Origin of the sequence: Ochrobactrum sp. BTU1 (assembly GCA_018798825.1) — a bacterium.
Lineage (GTDB): Bacteria > Pseudomonadota > Alphaproteobacteria > Rhizobiales > Rhizobiaceae > Brucella.
Map to the genome: position 1 here is coordinate 145,073 of CP076356.1, position 16,899 is coordinate 161,971.

A 16,899-nucleotide genomic window follows, 5' to 3' on the forward strand; every position below is an offset into this window, starting at 1 on the left:
TGGCGGAGTGCGCAGTAAAGAAGGTATTGTACTTTTGTTAGAAAACCTGCAATACGCTTGGTATCGAGCGAAGATTGCTGTCTTGCAATATATGGTCGTGGAGGCGGATAAAGATCGCTTGCCTTTCAAGCAAGATATTGTGTCGTCCGACGAGCGGGCAGATCAATTGCGTGAACTTCGCAAGCATTCGGAAAATCTTGCAGCTCTATCTGTTGCGCTCTCAACATGCAAAGTTGACGAGTATCAATATATGCTCAGGGAGTTCTCCGCATACTGGCAACGGCTGGCCCGATCAGCTGCGTCATTGAACCTGAGACTGGACAGAGATTAACACTCGAAACGGCAACCAATTTCTTTTAAACCGGAGAGGTGTTTCTGCATTGAAAAAAGTTCTTATTTGCGATCTCGTCGGTTTGAAATTCGATGAAAATGGGCGCCCCGATCACTCCGAAGTTGCCGATTTTATCCATGCGCAAGGTGGAGTATTTCATATTGGCGGCGTTCTGGAGAACGCTGCAAAAATGCGTCATGATGTAATCAATTTCTACTATCTGCCGCATCTCTCTACAGCTGAAGAAATGATGGGGGTGGGGAATGGAGGTTATGACGCTGTCATTGCTGCTGCGACGCATGTGCCATCACAGGCTCTGTTTAATCTCGGTGGTGTACGTATTGGTGCAGGAACCGGAAACATGGGTTCGACCTCATGGGGCGGGGGCACGGGCATAGGCGGCAATGCGCCGCTGATGAACACTCCTGGCAGTAACAGCCGTGCCACAGCGCAGATGGTGATGAAGGCTATTCTGAGTGTGATGCCTGACCTGCCACTTGATGATTTGCATGAGCAGGTTCTCGCTGGCGGTTTTGACACGGGAGTTCATATTCAGGCTTACCCGACAGAAAAACTCGAGGGTAAGCGGCTTACTGTTCTTGGGTTCGGCAATATCGGTCGCGAGGTCGCAACGCTTGCAAAAGCCTTCCACATGAATGTGACCGTCTATGCACGCTCTGTCCATAAAGAGCGAATTCTTGCGGCGGGCTTTGATTACAGCGATGATTTAGTTGCCGCATGTGTCGATGCAGATATTCTGAGTGTGCATGTTGGTCTTGGCAAGCGCGACGAGATTAGCGGCTCGTATAGGAATTGCGGCATTGTTGGAGCTCCATTGTTAAAGGTCATGCGACCGGGCGCCACTGTGGTGAACTTTGATCGCGGCGAAGTTGTTGATGTTCAAGCCTTGTCGGATGCGATGCAGAGTGGACAGGTGCGTTACGCTTTTATTGACGCAGATATTTTCCGCGATGCGAAAACAGGGCATCTTAGCGGTCCACTTGCTCCTTATGTTGCGCCTGCCCGACAATTGGGTGGCAGAATGAAGCTTTATCCGCATATTGCCGCTGATACTGATCATCCGTCACGCGTTTCGGGCGCAAAGCAGGCCGTTTTGCAGATTATTGAAGCAATTCGTAACAAGCGTGTTCGCAATCTGGTTGGCGATCTCCCTGATGGTTACATACTTGCCGTTGATGACGCCGTAAACAAAACTGAATGAGCATTTGCATGATTGCCGACACAAAAGCATTCTTTGACGGCTTGTTTCGTGCAGCTGACAATGCAGCAGACCCAGCACTTGCCATTGGAAGCTTTTTGCCCGAACGACCAAAAGGTCGCACAATTATCATAGGAGCTGGGAAAGCTTCATCACAAATGGCAGCAGCGCTTGAGAGGATATGGCAGGGACCACTCGAAGGTGTGGTTGTCACACGCTATGGCTATGCTGCAAGGTGTGACCGGGTAGAAATCATGGAGGCATCTCACCCTGTTCCTGATGAGGCGGGGTTGCTCGCAACGCAACGAATGAAGCAGATAAAGCCATGACCAAGATCTCAGACCTAAAAAAGCGCCTTATGAACGATCCCGAATTCCAGAAGGAATATGAAGAAGCGGATGCAGAGTTTGCTCTTGTCGAAGCTCTTCTGAGGGCGAGAACCAAGGCAAAGATGTCGCAAGCCGATGTAGCGAAACGTATTGGCACAACCCAATCGGCCATTGCTCGCTTGAAGGTGGTAAAGTTTCTCCATCCATTTCTACATTGCGTCGGTACGCAGAGGCCACAGGGTCGAAACTGCAAATTTATCTGATCCATCAATGATAAATCAGTGAGCTCTCGAGACAGTACTTAGCGAGACTGGCTGTGATATTTTTCAGCCGCTTCACTCCAATTCAGAATTGTTCCTTCGTGTATCAAAGTGGCGTCGTTGCGTTAGTTTCTTGACTTGGAACCAAAATCAAAAGCACTCCTACAAATCTGCCCTGCTTACTATCGAGGTTTGATATTCGCGCACCCAGCCGTCTGAACAGATTTTGCGTTCCTGGCAGGCTGTCGTGCTCGGTTTGAATAAGGCACTGCATGGGGAGGGCGATTAGTTCACGAGGATGAACAGCACTTACGCAATCTCGATCAATTGAGTGAGGGTCATCAACCCAAGGAGAGCCTCTGTCTGCCACGGGGTGGGTTGCTGACAGTCAGGATTCGTTCATAATTAGGTGGAAGCCGACGTAAGCGTATCTTTCCAGTAACAAACCGCCAGTCCGAAGATAATGGTGTGACAACGCTGTGCTTAAGCCTTAAGGGGAGCTTTGGAGACCGTTGCTCAAGCGAGCGTTTCCGGCAAAGGAATTGCGCGATGATCGTATTCAGACCTATGGACGCCGAGAGCTATCAGGCCTACCTGGACTATTTTGTCCCAGATTACGCTGCCGAGATATCGGTGAACTACAGGCTTTCTGAGGAAGCCGCACTCGTTCAGGCTCGGTCAGAAATTGTCTCTAACCTTCCAGATGGTGCTCAAACGGAGGGGCATGTTTTGCAGAGCATTATGCAGCAAAACAGCACCGCAGAGCAGCTTATCGGATATCTCTGGTATAAACCTGATTTGTCCACACGGTCAGCGTTCATCTACGATTTCTGCGTCCTTGAGAGATATCGTGGACAAGGACTTGCCCGACAAGTCCTGTCAGCCTTTGAGGATGGGATGCGAGGTCTGGGGTTTGAGCAGCTTAAACTACGTGTTGCCGCTAGCAATGATCGGGCGCGCCACGTTTATGAAGCCACAGGTTTCCAAGTGACAGGTATCAATATGAGCAAGGTTATCTGTGCGGACTGAGCCGTATTTCGCGCTTGGCCGCTTAACCCAGAAACACGCTAGTTGCTTTGGGCAGGGACTGATTTCGATAATAGCACTCAAGTCTATGCGCGACCGCATTGGCGCATAGCCGTCCGACCGCTTGGGGCGCGACGTTTGCCCAACAGTCCTTATACATGGGGTCGAAGGCGAACTGGTAGCTTCCAGCAAGGAAACGTCATCGGGGAAGTTATTCACTGATTTTTGTGATTATTGTAGCTATTCGGTCGCAGTAGCCATCTGATACCCTCTTTTCCAGAACGGTAGGGCTAAATGGAAACCATCGAAGAAATTGTCAAAAGATCAAGGAAAACAGAACACGGCTTTAATGATTTGCAACTCGCCGCGAATGAAATCATCTTGTCTGGTGATCCGGCTCGATCCAAGCAAATTTCGCTTGAGCTTCTCTGCTCTGAGTTCCATCAGGCGAGATGCGTGGGCACTTTCTTACTTGGACATCTGGCAGCATCGGATCTAGACGCCCTGCACATTTTAAAACATCGGGTTAGCAACGACGATGACTGGCGGGTACAGGAAATACTTGCCAAGGCGTTTGATCAGTTCTGCCGAGATACTGGCTATGAGGCGGCGCTTCCAATTATCCGCGACTGGTTGTCTGCCGCTATTCCCAATACACGCCGTGCTGTGACAGAGGGGCTGAGGATATGGACGGCTCGCCCCTATTTCCGAGACAGGCCTGACGTTGCTGTTGGGCTACTCTCGGCACAAAGAGGGGAAGAAAGTGAATACTTGCGAAAATCCGTCGGTAACGCGTTGCGGGACATCAGCAAGAAGCACCCGGAACTAGTTCGTCAGGAAGTGGCAAGCTGGGATTTGACTGCACGCGGCGTTCAACAGGTTTACAAATTGGCAAAGCGCTTGATTGCTGACTGAACCGACGAGCGAGGCGACTTGGGGCGGTGGACGCTCGCTTCGAGGGTCAGCTCAGGCGAAGAGGTTGTTATCGGCAATGACCGAAGCGGGGTCGTGGAACGAACTCGTTTCGCCGGAAGGCGCGTGCGACTGAGGTATATTGGTTGTGGAAAAATACTCCTACGGTTCTGGACAAATTGAGGCTATGGACACAATGTCGATTTCAATCCAGAATTTTGTATTCTGTAAAGGGTGCCAAATAGGCAGCGGGCTTTACTTCATCCGAAATTGTGGAGCTTGCCCCATGGCTCGGCATAATAAGTTAGCACAGGGACTATAAGGTATTTCACAGGAGTCGCGAGATGTTCACTCACGTCATGATCGGCAGTAATGACCTGGAGCGGGCCAGATGCTTTTACGACGCCACCTTCGTTGCGTTGGGCGGGAATCCCGGCGAGATGGACACCAGAGGCAGGCTTATCTATGCTCACGCGGGCGGCCGGCTGATGATCACGACACCGATCGATGGTAATCCGGCGACCGTAGCAAATGGTGGAACGATCGGTATCGCCGCAGCGAGCCGCGATCATGTTCTAGCGTGGCATGAGGCCGGAACCGCACATGGTGGCACAGCAATCGAGAGCCCGCCCACGGAGCGTCCGAACGGAGCTTTCGTCGCCTATCTTCGCGATCCGGATGGACATAAGCTCACCGTTCGGACACAGCCGTCATCATAAGATTAATTTCGGCTACGCCCCCAATCATCCGCGTTTCTTGGAGTAACCCGAGGCGTGATTGCTTCCGCTCGATTCCGAATGGATCTGCACCCATGAAACGGATCAACAAGGGGCAATTGCATCGCTGTGTTTCGCCGTCGCGGCTTTCACCAGTCACTAGTTTCTCAGAACAAGCCCCCCGATGAGGAATAAGCGTAGAAACCTGTCGAGCGACCGAATGCGTGGATCGTCGCAAGTGCGACTGCCAGGCGAGCACATGCTTCGGGCGATTGACACGGGCTGGTCCCGGTCATGTCAGTGGGAGTCAGGTCAGGGTCTACAGAGTTCACTTTAATCCCCTCGCTCTCCAGCTTCTTTGCGAGTTTGGCAGTCAGCATGGCGAGCGCCGATTTTGAGTCACTTTATCCAACAAATCCGACAGTCCAGGTTTCGCTCCGGATGTCCAAAAGCATCGGCGAGCTGGCTGAGCCCGCTGCTGCTCATTACGATCCGGGGCGACTTCGATTTGCTCAACAATGGCAGGAAGGTCTCGCCCAGGCCGCATCCATGATGCTCACTTACAAACAGAACGACATGGACGTCGAGAACGTAAGAGCGCTTTGTGTCGCGATTGCAGCTTCGACCAACTTGAAGAGACGAGCAAATCGCTTGAAAGTGATTGCAAGTTGTTCAATTTTTTTAGGTCCAGGTTCTGTCACACCTTTTACATCGGATAAAACCGGCGACAAAACCTTCCCGATCACGGTGCGGGGAAAATAGTACCCATCAACCTAAACAACAGCATTCCCTAAACTGTCGACGAGTTCCACGTGCCTGGTATGCGAAGTTCAAGCGTATTCTTGTACTGACGAAAGTCTAATGCAATTCGCGATGCGCCAGTTTCAAGAGCGGCGCGCACGACGGCGGGGGCGAGTTCACTCAGCAAACGGGGATCGAATGGCGACGGTATGATATAGTCGCGCCCGAACGAGAGGTCTTTGCTGTGGAGGAGTTTGACGCTTTCTGGGACCGCTTTGCGAGCAAGTGCAGCAAGTGCGAACGCGCATGCAATTTTCATTTCGTTGTTTATTTCTCTGGCTCGCGCATCGAGTGCTCCCCGGAAAATGAATGGAAAGCAAAGCACATTGTTCACCTGGTTGGGATAGTCGGAGCGCCCGGTTGCGACGATCGCATCGCTGCGCGACTCGAGCGCTTCCTCAGGGGTGATCTCAGGATCCGGATTAGCTAACGCAAATATAATCGGGTCTTTAGCCATGGACCGAAGCATTTGGTCTGTCAGGGCACCCTTGACCGATACTCCAATAAACACATCGGCGTTAACGAGTGCTTCGGCCAGTGTTCTTGCAGGGGTGTCGACTGCGAGATCAGATTTCCAGGAGTTCATATTATTTTCCCGGCCAGCCCAAACGATCCCCTGCGAGTCGCAAAGGATAGTGTTGCCCGGTCGAGCACCTATCGCATGCAAAAGCTTCAAGCATGCAATTCCGGCCGCTCCTGCGCCGTTGAGTACGATTTTGGCGTTCTCGATCTTCTTGTCGACAAGCATCAACGCGTTTATCAATCCCGCGGTCACGATGACTGCTGTTCCGTGCTGGTCGTCATGAAAGACGGGAATATCCATTATTTTCTTGAGCTGCGCCTCGATGAGGAAGCATTCAGGAGCTTTGATATCTTCCAGATTGATACCACCAAATGTTGGCTGCATCATATGGATCGCCTTGACCAGCTCGTCGACATCTCCGGAGTCTAGCTCGATATCGATAGCATTGATATCGGCAAAGAGCTTGAAGAGCGCTGCTTTGCCTTCCATCACGGGTTTGGAAGCAAGAGCACCCAGATTGCCGAGACCCAGGATTGCGGAGCCGTTGGAAATCACGGCGACCATATTCCCCTTCACGGTATAATCGTAAGCAGCACTAGGGCATTCTGCTATAGCCCGAACGGGGTGTGCCACGCCGGGGCTGTAGGCCAGCGATAGGTCGCGCGGTGTCCTCAGCGGCTTGGAAGCATTCATTTGGTATTTTCCAGGGCTGGGCTCGAGATGGTACGCAAGCGCCTCATCCGCGGTGACATTAATCTTGATCATCGCAGCACTCCAAATTTTTGAATATTGATTAGAAACGGTTTCCTTGTTCCCGGCTGATCGCCGGGAACAAGGCTGGATAAAACGCGCCTTTGCCGTTCCGAGCTCAGACCGGCAGTTGCTTTAGTCGATCGGATTACATGAAGCGGTCAGCACCACCGGATGCCTCAATTGTATCGCCGGTCACGAAGCCATTCCTGTTGGAGCTAAGGAACGCCGCAATAGCAGCGATTTCCCGAGCTGAGCCAGCGCGTCCGATTGGGGTGCATTCAGCGGAGATGCGGGCGATAACTTCGCCATCCGACAGATCCGTAAATTCCGGGCGCGAGCGGCGCACAGCCGGTAGCATGTTGTTCGCCCAGTTGTCGGTTGCGACTGCACCAATTCCGATAGCATTCACAAGAATACCGTCTTTTGCGACTTCCAAAGCAAGCGATTTCGTAAGATTGTTGATGGCACCACTTAGAACATGGGAAACGAATAGCTTGGGATTGGGGTAGATACCACCGATGGAGGACATGTTGACGATGCGCCCCCATTTGTTCGTTTGCATATGGGGAATGGCCGCCTTGCAAAGCCGCCGCATTGACGTCAGCTTGACTCCCGTCATCTCTTCCCAGTCAGCCTCCGTTGAAGTTAGCAATCCTCCAGCGTGAGCCCGCCCGGCATTGTTAACTAGGATATCGAGCCCGCCCAACGCCTTGATAGCACGGTCGACAATCAGCTGAGCTGATTCCGGCTTCGAGACGTCTGCGGCCAAGGCAACGATGTCGGCGTCGCGGCCCGCGGCCTTTGGCGCCAACTTGCTAACCGCATCCGTCAGTCGCGCCTGGTCTCTTGCGACGATCAGCACGCGCGCTCCATTGGTGAAAAGTTCTTCCGCAACTGCGAGGCCAATCCCGGCGCTTGCTCCGGTCACGATAGCTACCTTACCTTCGATTTCGAGGTTCATTGCACGTCTCCTTATTGAATTATTGTAGTTACTTGGGAAGAGGCTTGCCGCGGGTTTCTGGCAGGAACCAGAGTGCAAAAATCGCCACGACATAAAGAAGGACCATTGAGAGGACAGTCATATGAAAGCCGCCCAAGGTCGAAAACAAGAAAGCTGTCATGATCGGAAGAGGGAATGAGACGAGCCGGGCAAGATTGAAGACGATGCCCGATGCTGTCGATCGAACTTTTGTCTTGAAGAGTTCAGGCAGATAGATCGGCATCCAGGAGAAAACACCGAGCGTAAATATTCCGAGAATGAAGACTGACACCAGCGACCACGTCAGCGTTTCAGGCACATAGGCCTGGACTGCGCCGGCGCAAATTGCTCCACCGAACATCACAAACATATAGGGCTTACGACCAATGCGGTCGGCGATGAAGCCTGCACTTATGTAACCCACGATGGCGCCGCCGTTGTACACGAGTGCACTGATGGCCGCCCAAGAACTTGCAGTCAGTCCCTTTTTTGCCGCGAGCCCGCCGATGTAGGGGCCGATGAGCGCGGATATTCCGTAAAACACAGACACAGTCACAGCTGCCATAACCAAGGTGGCAACTGCACGCTTCAGTCCTTCTGGATCGCCGAACAGCATTGCCAAGCGAGTTTCCTTTTGAAACTTGATTGTCTCACCTGGCGTCGGTTCCTTAACTGCCTCCAACCAAACTTTCGATTCCGGAACCTTCCTGCGGATATACATGAGGATGAAAGCAGGCAGCACGCCGATAAGGAACATCAAGCGCCATCCGTCCGGGCCGAAATTTGGTTGGATAAAGAGCCAAAGACCTGCGGCAAGAAAAAATCCAAAACCATAGCCGGACTGCATAATGCCAAGTGCTTTAGCGCGTGCTCGATCTGGCCATGTCTCCGCCACTAGCGCGGTTCCGGTGCTCCACTCGGATCCCAGAAAGACCCCTGTAAGAAACCGCAGTACGATCAGGACCGTCCACGTGTGGCTGAATGCGGTTAACGCCGTCAACACAGAGTATCCGGCGATCGATATCATGAGCATCAGCTTGCGACCGACCCGATCCGCCATGATGCTTCCGATCGTGCCACCGGCTGCCCAACCCAGAAGAGTCGCACCGATCGCATATCCAACGGCAATTCGGACTTCATCGGGTGTCGGATTGCTGAGCAGCGACATCGCTGCGATACCCCCAACCAATATCAGGGTGCTGGTCTCAAACCCGTCGAACATCCAGCCGATGAAACTGCTGCCGAGTGTTCGTCGTTGAATAGGACCTATCTCTTGAAACGTACCTTCGCTCATTTTATCCTCCCTATTAAATTACAGCCGACAGGATTTTCTCCAGCTCTTCCTCCGCGAGTAGCTGTTTACATGTGTCCATGTTTGAGAATTCCGGCGAATCGAGGCAGCTATTCCGGTTTGCCTGTGCGCATCCGGCGATTGAATATTGGTAGTGCCAAGCCAAACACCTCGAACCGGGACAGGATCAGCAGCAGGAAGCCGGATGCGCCGGCACGGTTTAAACGGCCGACGTCGCCAGATAGCAGCGCTGTCCGCTCTTCCTCTGTGAAAGGCATATTCTGCACGGCAGCCTCGGGTGACGCCAAGATAAGCTTGCGAAACTCCTTTTCGTGAAGAACACGGCGGCAGAGGGTGTGAATAAGGTAAATATTCATTGCGCACTCCTTACGTCCCAGGCGGCGAAGGCGTTGCCCAATTCCGGCTGATTTATCAGGATTGCCGGGGTTTCATCCCCTACAAGCCCTAAAGCGACAATCCAGTTGAGAAGCTCGCCGGCTACATTGCCCGCATCTAGCATACGATCCTCAGTTGCCTGTGAGATCAGGTTATCATAATTGCCAGTCTTAATTTCCTGAAGAATCCAGGCAGCCCAGGCGGGGTCGGGAACTCCGAAAGTCTTGTCGACAATAGCTCTCGGCCCACCGATTTCCAGGCTAAGGGATCCGCTTGTGATAACTGCAACGCGGATATCGCTATCCCAGGACCGTATTGCCTTTCCAAGCGAACGGCCCAGGGCAAGGCATCGTGACGCGACGGGCAATGGCGGTACAACACAATTTATGAAGACCGGTACGATCGGCAAATGCATATCTGGTGTCAGGAAATGGAGTGGCACGAGCGCGCCGTGATCTATTTGGAAATCAACCGTGGATGAGAAATCGAAGCCTGCGCCAATCATACTCGACAACAGGTGTTTCCCAGCAGCGGCATCGACGCGGACATCATACCACGGCATGCCGGGAGTCTGATCGTTTGGTCCAGCTGTCGCCTCAGCAATACCGATTGCAAAAGTCGGCCAGTTGTCGAAGAAGAACGTGTTGAAGTGATCGTTGTTGACCGTAACAATCACATCCGGTCTGGAGGCCTCAAAATGAGCGCGTATTTCCGCAAAGTAACGCAGTGCCTCTGACTTCTCACCATTGAGCTGCGCGTCAACGACAAAATTCGGTGTATGTGGGACGGCATAAACCGCGACAAGTTCAGCCAAAGCCTTACTCCTCTTCGATAGCGCGGCAACGTCTGCCCGCTTAAAATGCTTCTGTTAACTTGGACCGTAGTGCACGGCTTGGTCAGAAGCTTTGGTGAGGAATTTCAGACGTCTGAATTTTTTGACGGCCAGTTTGATCGCAAGACTGTGTGCCAGCACCGCGTGTCGCACAGGCTCGCCGAGCGAACTCAGTAAATGTACTAAAATGAATCTCGACAAAGCTTACCGCAATCGGGCCCCAGACCGGACTATGGTAAACATTACTAACTTTTTGCACCGCGCATCTGATTTTCGCAGATCGAACGTGCCACGTTGACATGCCTGCCGCTAGAAGCACTAGGCAGTTCTTCGACCAAGTCGGCAAGCGCGCGGATCGCCTCGTCGAGGGACACATCGGAAGCATTAAGGGAAACAAGGTCGATGCCGACTTTTAGTGCCCATGACAGGGCATTCTGACTGCGGGCATTCTTCAATTCGTTCCACAGGTTAACACTTGTCGCCGACGGCGATCCAGCCAGATGAAATGCGGCGCGCCTGAATTCGACATCCGCCCAGCACGGATCAGTATCCGTTTCTTCCACAAGGATATTTAATATAGGCAGCAGCAAAGTTTTATCCCACGCATTTCGGTGTGCGTTGAGAAGGATGTCACTGAAAAGGTTCGAGTATTTTGGATGAAATCCAGCTTTGATGACCGCGTCGACCAAGGATGAGAGTTCAGTCCAAGGAATGGCTTTCCCACTTTCCACGGCCGCCCAGGTATCGAATAGCGCACCGTAGGTGTCCCAAAATCCTAGTCCATGCTGGCGCGCTTCATGCCTTAGGGAAGCGGTTGCGCGCTGCACTGCCTCGAAGTCGCCCTCAAAACCATGGACAGTGCATTCGCCTTCTGCCAGTGCGCAGCATAAAGAATTGGCGTGATCGAGCTGCGTCGCTTCCGACACAGCGCGAGCAGCTATATCCTTAGCCTCGTCAACCCGACCCAAAACCCATAACGTCCGCGCAAGGAACGATCTCCCGGCGACCCTTTGGTCGAGCCCGAACCTAAATCTCTGTGGTGGCAGGTTCACCTCGAACCAATGAAGGCTTCTTTCAAGAAGCACGAGTGCGAGATCGTGATTTCCTAAAAAATGTTGTGAAACTCCCTCAATCCGTTCCGCGACCGCTGTAGATTCGGGATCACCGGCATTGATTGAACACCGTAGCATTTCTCGGGAATGGTATAGCGATTCCTGAAATCGACCGGATCTCAAACAGACTAGCCACAGACCATACCTTGCTTGGAGTTCGATCTCGAAAGCTGCATGGATCTGCGCCAAATAAAGCGCTCTTTGCCACGCGTCGCCCGCATCCGATACGGGTCCGACAGCCCAGCTAAGTGCGGTTCCGAGTGCTGCTTGAAGAGACATTTCCTCGTTGGGTGACAGGGAATCTGCGAACCTCTCTAGCACCTGCGAAATGCGATTTCGGCATTCTGCATGAAGTGATAGCTGCACCCAGTATGGTGTTGCGCATGCCAATATACTGGTTCCAACTTGGACGTCACCGTTGGCGGAAAACGACCAGTCAAGAGCGCCGCGGATGTCATCGATGACGCCTGCGTGGGTTGACCGCCATTCATCCGTCGGGAGCGTCTTCCAATCTTCGTTCGCACGGCGAGCCGCAGTCAAGATGAAGGTGGCATATCGTTTCATGATGCCATTGAGATCTGCATCTTCCGCTAGCTTTTCCAGTGCGTAAAACTGAATGGATTCAAGAAATCTATACTGCGGTCTAGTCTGGCTCAAATCCAGCAGCAACAGGGACTTGCTAACCAGTCGTCCGAGAACGTCGATCGCATACCAGGGATCGCTATTCTCTGGTGTGGCGACGGCACGAACGGCGGCGACATCAAAGGGAGAGGAAAACACTGATATGCGCCTGAGCATCAATTGCTCGTCCGCATCTAGCAGATGATAGCTCCAATCAACGGTCGCCCGAAGCGTCCTGTGCTTGGCAAGAGCAGTCTTTCGCCCCGCTGTAAGCAGATTGAAACGATCATTTAAGGCTGCCAGAACGCCGCTTAGGCCGAGTGTGGGGACGCGAGCTGCAGCCAGCTCTAGAGCTAACGGTAATCCGTCAAGCCGATGGCAAATAGCGTTGGTCAACTCTACATCGACCTGGAGAGCCGGAACATTGGCCGAAGCGCGTTCCACGAGAAGAGCAAAAGCGGGGAATTGCAGAGCAATTTTGATATCGGTGACGTTTTGCGGCGGCATGGCCAGCGGACTTAGCCGGTAGACCTGCTCCCCACTAATTCCTAGTGGTTCCTGGCTGGTCGTCAAAATCTTGATATGGGGTGCATTTGTCAGCAGCACTTCGATTGCTTCCGCGATCGCACCAGACAAATGTTCGCAATTGTCGACGATGAGTGTGAGCGGACTTGCCTTGCTGCCACCAACAGCCTCCCTGATGTGGTGAATGTCCAGACTAGGGATCAGGAGTGCGTTTGCGAGTGACGCTTCGACGAGTTGAGCGTCGGAGATTTTGGCCATCTCCGCCAGCCGCACATCATGACCATCTCGATCAGCTAGGCGCTGCGCAAACTCAAGTGCGGATCTGGTCTTTCCGACGCCTCCAGAACCAACGATTGTTAGAAGGCGAGACTTAACGAACAATCCGCCAAGTTCCAGCAGCTCTCGGTCTCGGCCGAGCAGTGGGGTAAGCGGAATAGGAAGCGCTCGTGTCGCTGGCTTGTCGAGCACCCGTTCCGCGGCTGCCTCGGGGTTTTGCTTTTTGACAAGCCGATATCCGAGACCAAACTCTGTCCTGATCATATCCCGATCGGAACCCAGAGCACGCCTTATCGCAGACATTTGTGCTTGCAGGTTGTTTTCTTCGACGACAGCGCCGGACCAGACCGTTGTGAGGAGATAATCTTTTGTAACTAGCTCACCATTGGCTCTTATCAAAAGCCATAAAATGTCGATTGCACGCGGGCCGATCTCAACCTTGAACCCGTCGCGCATGAGAATTCGCAGGCGAGGAAATATCCTAAAGCGGCCAAAACAGGTGCCTTCATCATCTCGGACGCCCTGTGAGTCACTGGGAGCGTTGGCAGTCATAGGACATCTCTCCTGCGCCGATTGCGAATGTTGGACTATGAGGGTCAGAATTCTTCGCATGTTTACGGTAAATACGGCATCCGCAACTTACCAAGATCAAACCACACAAAGTCAATAGTTGCGCTCAAAGGAGTTCGGCAATTCATCCAGTAGTGGCCAATTGATATGGCCATCACGGTCGCTTGCTCGCTCCGGCCTCAAGATCTGAGGGGAGTATTTCAACTGTTGCTGTCATACCCGCCGCGAGTTCAATGCCGGACGGCACCTTTTCGATATGGATGCGCACCGGGATGCGCTGGGCAAGACGCACCCAGGAAAACGTCGCGGCCACATTGGGCAGGCCGAGATGGCCGGGCGCGTCGTTGCTGTTGTCGATCCCGCGACCGCGGCTTTCGACATGCCCTGATATGGGCTGATCAAAGCCCATAAGCATGATCCGTGCGGGGTCACCAACGCGGATCTGCCGTATTTTCGTCTCCTCGAAATAGCCGGTGATCCAGAAACTGGCGGCGTCGAGGACGGCGACCTTCGTCACACCAGCCGTCGCATAGTCGCCCGGCCGAAGCCTCAGATTGGTGACATACCCGTCGACCGGCGCGCGGACAGTCGATCGGGCAAGGTTGAGTTTGGCCAGATCGAGCGTTGCCAGCGCTGATCGATAGGCTGCGCCTGCGACCGCAGCCGCGCCGCTCGATTGCTGGACCGCCTCTCGGGAGACGACGTCTTTTAGCTGACTGTGCCGCCGAGCCGTCGTCTGGCGAACAATCATATCCTGGCGCTTGGCATCGACCTCAGCCTCTGCCAACGCTGCGGCCAGCCTGAGCCGCTCAGGGTCGATCTCATAAAGGATGTCGCCCCGACGCACATATTGGTTATCAACCACGGAGACTGCGCTGACCGTGCCGGATACTTCCGGTGCGATCTGTACGACATCGACGCCAACCCGTCCGTCGCGGGTCCAAGGTGTCCGCTCGTAGTGATTCCACGCCTTCAGCGCGATAAAGGCCGAGACTGTTACAAGGCAAAGGGTCAGTGTGTAGCGCCCAAGCACGGATAGGACAGGTTTCAAGGCAGGGGTCCGATTGATGACAGGTACTGCACGAGCAGACCATAGATGATGACAAAGGTGGCTATTTCGACCAGCGCCCGATAAGCGAACAGGCGATTGAGACCAGAGGCGGCGAACAGGAGGACCGCCGCGATGGTGGCGACCAGCGAGATGAACGCGAGAACCACGAGACCGGGTATGAGAACGCCTCCGAGATTGAGGTCAATGATCATCGGTCTTGGCCCTCCCTTCCGCCGGGGAACCGACCGCGAACCGCAGGTCGATGAGCAGGTCGACAATCTGCTGGCGATTCCTGAGCGCGCTGTCCACCACCTTCTCGATCAAGATCTCTATCCGCTTCTCGATATCGAGGAAGTCAGAAGGCGTTGACTGCTTCCCACCACTGAAGAGCTTGGCGATGATTGATAGAAGCTCTCTCAATTCGACGCGGGCGTCACCCTTGATCTGTGGGACCGTCTTGCGAAGCTGTCCGGCAACATGCCCGATGCGAAGATAGTGTAAAGCATCGTCGAGCACGTCCGGATAGGCTGTGCCGGTCAGCTGTACCCTCGGCAGCAGCAAAGCCGTCCGATCGATCATAAGGCTTGTCCAGCGCGCTTCGTTCGACGCATTCCCAAGCGCGCGTCGGCTAACGTCGCGGCGGCTCAAGCGAAGCAAGCGTTTAACAGCCCCATCAGCCGATACCGTCTGGAACAGGGACATGCTCACGCCGCCGAAGCCCACAGCCGCGAACAGAGCGATCACACTGTTGATTGAGGTGGCGAAGTCGCCGGTGTAGTAGGGGCCGAGCGTCGAGAGGATCGGAATGGTCAGCGTGATGCCGAGCGCCATGAATGTTGTTTGAAGGCGTGCCTGCAAAGAGCCGGCAAACAGGAAAGCCGGGGCGAGCACGGCGACAAGAACCCCAAATTCCGAGACCTGGGGCAAGATGATAAAGCTATAGATGAGGCTGATTATGACCCCGTAGATGGAGCCCACGATATACTTGACGACAAAGGGCACAGGCGCATCGACGTTACCGAACAGGGTGCAGCAGACGCCGAGAATGGAGACGGCCATTCCGCCCTCCGGCCATGCCGTCCAGATCCAGAAGGCGCAGCCAATGAGAATGCCGATGACCGCGCCGAGCGCAGTGCGCCCCGCCATCCAGGTATCGCGGTGATAGATATATCCCTTCGCTCGCTTTGCCCCATGAAGTAACGTGGCATCGCGGGACGGCCCGGTCGCTGCGATGTTCCGCTCCAGCCTGTCGCAGTCCTGTAGCAGACCGACCATTTCCGCGAGGTGACCTGCCAGGTTGGCGGCAAGCCTGTCGCCGGGCATCGTAGCGTTGGCGCCAAACAACTTCTGGACTGATCGTGCGTGCGCGATGAGTTGAGCTGCGGTAGCCTCCCCTCCTTGCGGCTCGACGCTCGCAACCCAGGCCCTGACGTCCCCGACCAATGCGACGAGGTCATCAAGCGCATGTGCATCCACTATGCCAAGGGCCTGAACCCGATCTTCGATCTCGGCCGCGAGCCACAGCAAACGAGCAAGCCGGTCATGGATATGATGCAGTATCTGCATTGGTGGTGTTGGAGCTGGATCATAGGGTAGATGCGTCGCAAGCCCCTTAATTGCTAACAAGTCCGCTGCGATTTGGTGGCGGTCGCGCCGGTTTTTTTCCGCATTTCCACTTAGTGCATCGCCTGCCAGCCGACGAGCGTCCCGCAGCGTGGCCGCCAGCTTGCCGGTGAACTGTCCTGTCATGCGTTTCGGCAAAATGTAGCGATGAATTAAGACGGCGCACAGAATCCCAATCGAGATCTCCTGGACGCGCACCGACGCCGTTTCGAAAACCGCGCCTGGATCAAGAACACTCGGGAACCCGATCAAGCTCGCGGTATAGCCGGCAAGAACGAAGGCATAAGCGCGTGGTGTGCGGTCAAGCAACGAGAAAAACAGGCACATGCCGATCCAGCCTGCAAGCACCGCGCTGCACATCATCGGGTCGTTGACGAAATTCGGGACGATCGTGACCGTCGCGACCGCGCCGACGAAGGTTCCAGCGAACCGATAGACTCCACGGCTTAAGGACGCCCCAGCAGATGTCTGCGAGACTATGTAGACGGTAATGATTGCCCAGAACGGCTTGGGAAGCCCGATACTCAACGAAATGTAGTAGGCAAACATTGCTGCGACAAAACTCTTGGCCGAAAACAGGATCGCATCCGCGTCCGCCTTGATGATCGGCGTGCGCAGGAAGGTTGTTCCAGCTTGAAACACGGCTGCAACAGCCTTGTTTAAGAAGGTATTTATGGACGGCGCAGTATTCATGCCGCCAGTTTTGCCCCATTTTCAAAGGCATATAAATTCGGTATTATGCCATAAAATACC

At 53.9% G+C, this 16,899-nt stretch carries 16 protein-coding genes and 1 pseudogene; 8 read left to right on the forward strand and 9 right to left on the reverse strand.

Going from position 1 to position 16,899, the window contains the following annotated elements; translation table 11 throughout:
* Positions 1 to 7 precede the first annotated feature (7 nt).
* The 8 genes and pseudogenes from KMS41_19825 to KMS41_19860 all read left to right on the forward strand — a co-directional run bounded on the left by KMS41_19825 (position 8) and on the right by KMS41_19860 (position 5,555).
* Positions 8 to 331 (forward strand): hypothetical protein, encoded by a 324-nt coding sequence (locus tag KMS41_19825; GenBank protein QWK80827.1) that lies wholly within the window; start codon positions 8 to 10, stop codon positions 329 to 331.
* A 49-nt stretch (positions 332 to 380) separates the two neighbouring features.
* The gene (locus KMS41_19830) at positions 381 to 1,553 is read left to right on the forward strand and encodes a phosphoglycerate dehydrogenase (protein QWK80828.1); all 1,173 of its coding nucleotides are present in this window, start codon (positions 381 to 383) and stop codon (positions 1,551 to 1,553) included.
* An 8-nt stretch (positions 1,554 to 1,561) separates the two neighbouring features.
* Entirely contained in the window at positions 1,562 to 1,879 is a 318-nt protein-coding gene (locus KMS41_19835) for a DUF4147 domain-containing protein (GenBank protein ID QWK80829.1), read from the forward strand.
* Positions 1,876 to 2,153 (forward strand): annotated as a pseudogene (locus KMS41_19840) (helix-turn-helix domain-containing protein). The gene KMS41_19835 and the pseudogene KMS41_19840 overlap by 4 nt, the downstream one beginning before the upstream one ends.
* A 553-nt stretch (positions 2,154 to 2,706) precedes the next feature.
* On the forward strand, positions 2,707 to 3,168 hold the full coding sequence (locus tag KMS41_19845) for a GNAT family N-acetyltransferase (GenBank protein QWK81130.1): 462 nt from the start codon (positions 2,707 to 2,709) through the stop codon (positions 3,166 to 3,168).
* A gap of 291 nt (positions 3,169 to 3,459) precedes the next feature.
* Positions 3,460 to 4,080, forward strand: a complete 621-nt coding sequence (locus tag KMS41_19850) for a DNA alkylation repair protein (GenBank protein QWK80830.1) — start codon at positions 3,460 to 3,462, stop codon at positions 4,078 to 4,080.
* A 341-nt stretch (positions 4,081 to 4,421) separates the two neighbouring features.
* Entirely contained in the window at positions 4,422 to 4,796 is a 375-nt protein-coding gene (locus KMS41_19855) for a VOC family protein (protein QWK80831.1), read from the forward strand.
* Between the two features lie 375 nt (positions 4,797 to 5,171).
* Entirely contained in the window at positions 5,172 to 5,555 is a 384-nt protein-coding gene (locus KMS41_19860; protein QWK80832.1) for a hypothetical protein, read from the forward strand.
* A 28-nt stretch (positions 5,556 to 5,583) separates the two neighbouring features.
* On the opposite strand, the gene KMS41_19865 is transcribed toward KMS41_19860, so the two are convergent.
* The 9 genes from KMS41_19865 to KMS41_19905 all read right to left on the reverse strand — a co-directional run bounded on the left by KMS41_19865 (position 5,584) and on the right by KMS41_19905 (position 16,839).
* Positions 5,584 to 6,882 (reverse strand): hypothetical protein, encoded by a 1,299-nt coding sequence (locus tag KMS41_19865; protein QWK80833.1) that lies wholly within the window; start codon positions 6,880 to 6,882, stop codon positions 5,584 to 5,586.
* 133 nt (positions 6,883 to 7,015) lie between these two features.
* A complete protein-coding gene (locus KMS41_19870; GenBank protein ID QWK80834.1) occupies positions 7,016 to 7,831 on the reverse strand; it encodes an SDR family oxidoreductase in 816 nt (271 codons plus the stop codon).
* Positions 7,832 to 7,859: 28 nt separating this feature from the next.
* Complete coding sequence (locus KMS41_19875) at positions 7,860 to 9,143, reverse strand: MFS transporter (protein ID QWK80835.1); 1,284 nt, start codon at positions 9,141 to 9,143, stop codon at positions 7,860 to 7,862.
* Positions 9,144 to 9,250: 107 nt separating this feature from the next.
* The gene (locus tag KMS41_19880; protein ID QWK80836.1) at positions 9,251 to 9,517 is read right to left on the reverse strand and encodes a hypothetical protein; all 267 of its coding nucleotides are present in this window, start codon (positions 9,515 to 9,517) and stop codon (positions 9,251 to 9,253) included.
* The gene (locus tag KMS41_19885; GenBank protein ID QWK80837.1) at positions 9,514 to 10,350 is read right to left on the reverse strand and encodes an extradiol ring-cleavage dioxygenase; all 837 of its coding nucleotides are present in this window, start codon (positions 10,348 to 10,350) and stop codon (positions 9,514 to 9,516) included. The genes KMS41_19880 and KMS41_19885 overlap by 4 nt, the downstream gene beginning before the upstream one ends.
* A 263-nt stretch (positions 10,351 to 10,613) precedes the next feature.
* Positions 10,614 to 13,454: a winged helix-turn-helix domain-containing protein gene (locus tag KMS41_19890; GenBank protein ID QWK80838.1), complete on the reverse strand. Its 2,841-nt coding sequence runs from the start codon at positions 13,452 to 13,454 to the stop codon at positions 10,614 to 10,616.
* A gap of 172 nt (positions 13,455 to 13,626) precedes the next feature.
* The gene (locus KMS41_19895) at positions 13,627 to 14,523 is read right to left on the reverse strand and encodes an efflux RND transporter periplasmic adaptor subunit (GenBank protein QWK80839.1); all 897 of its coding nucleotides are present in this window, start codon (positions 14,521 to 14,523) and stop codon (positions 13,627 to 13,629) included.
* The gene (locus KMS41_19900) at positions 14,520 to 14,735 is read right to left on the reverse strand and encodes a DUF1656 domain-containing protein (protein QWK80840.1); all 216 of its coding nucleotides are present in this window, start codon (positions 14,733 to 14,735) and stop codon (positions 14,520 to 14,522) included. The genes KMS41_19895 and KMS41_19900 overlap by 4 nt, the downstream gene beginning before the upstream one ends.
* Complete coding sequence (locus KMS41_19905; protein ID QWK80841.1) at positions 14,725 to 16,839, reverse strand: FUSC family protein; 2,115 nt, start codon at positions 16,837 to 16,839, stop codon at positions 14,725 to 14,727. Before KMS41_19905 ends, KMS41_19900 begins: the two co-directional genes overlap by 11 nt.
* Positions 16,840 to 16,899 lie beyond the last annotated feature (60 nt).

Coding starts and splice junctions, on each gene's coding strand:
- KMS41_19890 (QWK80838.1), bottom strand. CDS start 13,454: ATGACTGCCAACGCTCCCAGTGACTCACAGGGCGTCCGAGATGATGAA.
- KMS41_19845 (QWK81130.1), top strand. CDS start 2,707: ATGGACGCCGAGAGCTATCAGGCCTACCTGGACTATTTTGTCCCAGAT.
- KMS41_19875 (QWK80835.1), bottom strand. CDS start 9,143: ATGAGCGAAGGTACGTTTCAAGAGATAGGTCCTATTCAACGACGAACA.
- KMS41_19905 (QWK80841.1), bottom strand. CDS start 16,839: ATGAATACTGCGCCGTCCATAAATACCTTCTTAAACAAGGCTGTTGCA.
- KMS41_19870 (QWK80834.1), bottom strand. CDS start 7,831: ATGAACCTCGAAATCGAAGGTAAGGTAGCTATCGTGACCGGAGCAAGC.
- KMS41_19835 (QWK80829.1), top strand. CDS start 1,562: ATGATTGCCGACACAAAAGCATTCTTTGACGGCTTGTTTCGTGCAGCT.
- KMS41_19865 (QWK80833.1), bottom strand. CDS start 6,882: ATGATCAAGATTAATGTCACCGCGGATGAGGCGCTTGCGTACCATCTC.
- KMS41_19850 (QWK80830.1), top strand. CDS start 3,460: ATGGAAACCATCGAAGAAATTGTCAAAAGATCAAGGAAAACAGAACAC.
- KMS41_19860 (QWK80832.1), top strand. CDS start 5,172: ATGGCGAGCGCCGATTTTGAGTCACTTTATCCAACAAATCCGACAGTC.
- KMS41_19900 (QWK80840.1), bottom strand. CDS start 14,735: ATGATCATTGACCTCAATCTCGGAGGCGTTCTCATACCCGGTCTCGTG.
- KMS41_19855 (QWK80831.1), top strand. CDS start 4,422: ATGTTCACTCACGTCATGATCGGCAGTAATGACCTGGAGCGGGCCAGA.
- KMS41_19880 (QWK80836.1), bottom strand. CDS start 9,517: ATGAATATTTACCTTATTCACACCCTCTGCCGCCGTGTTCTTCACGAA.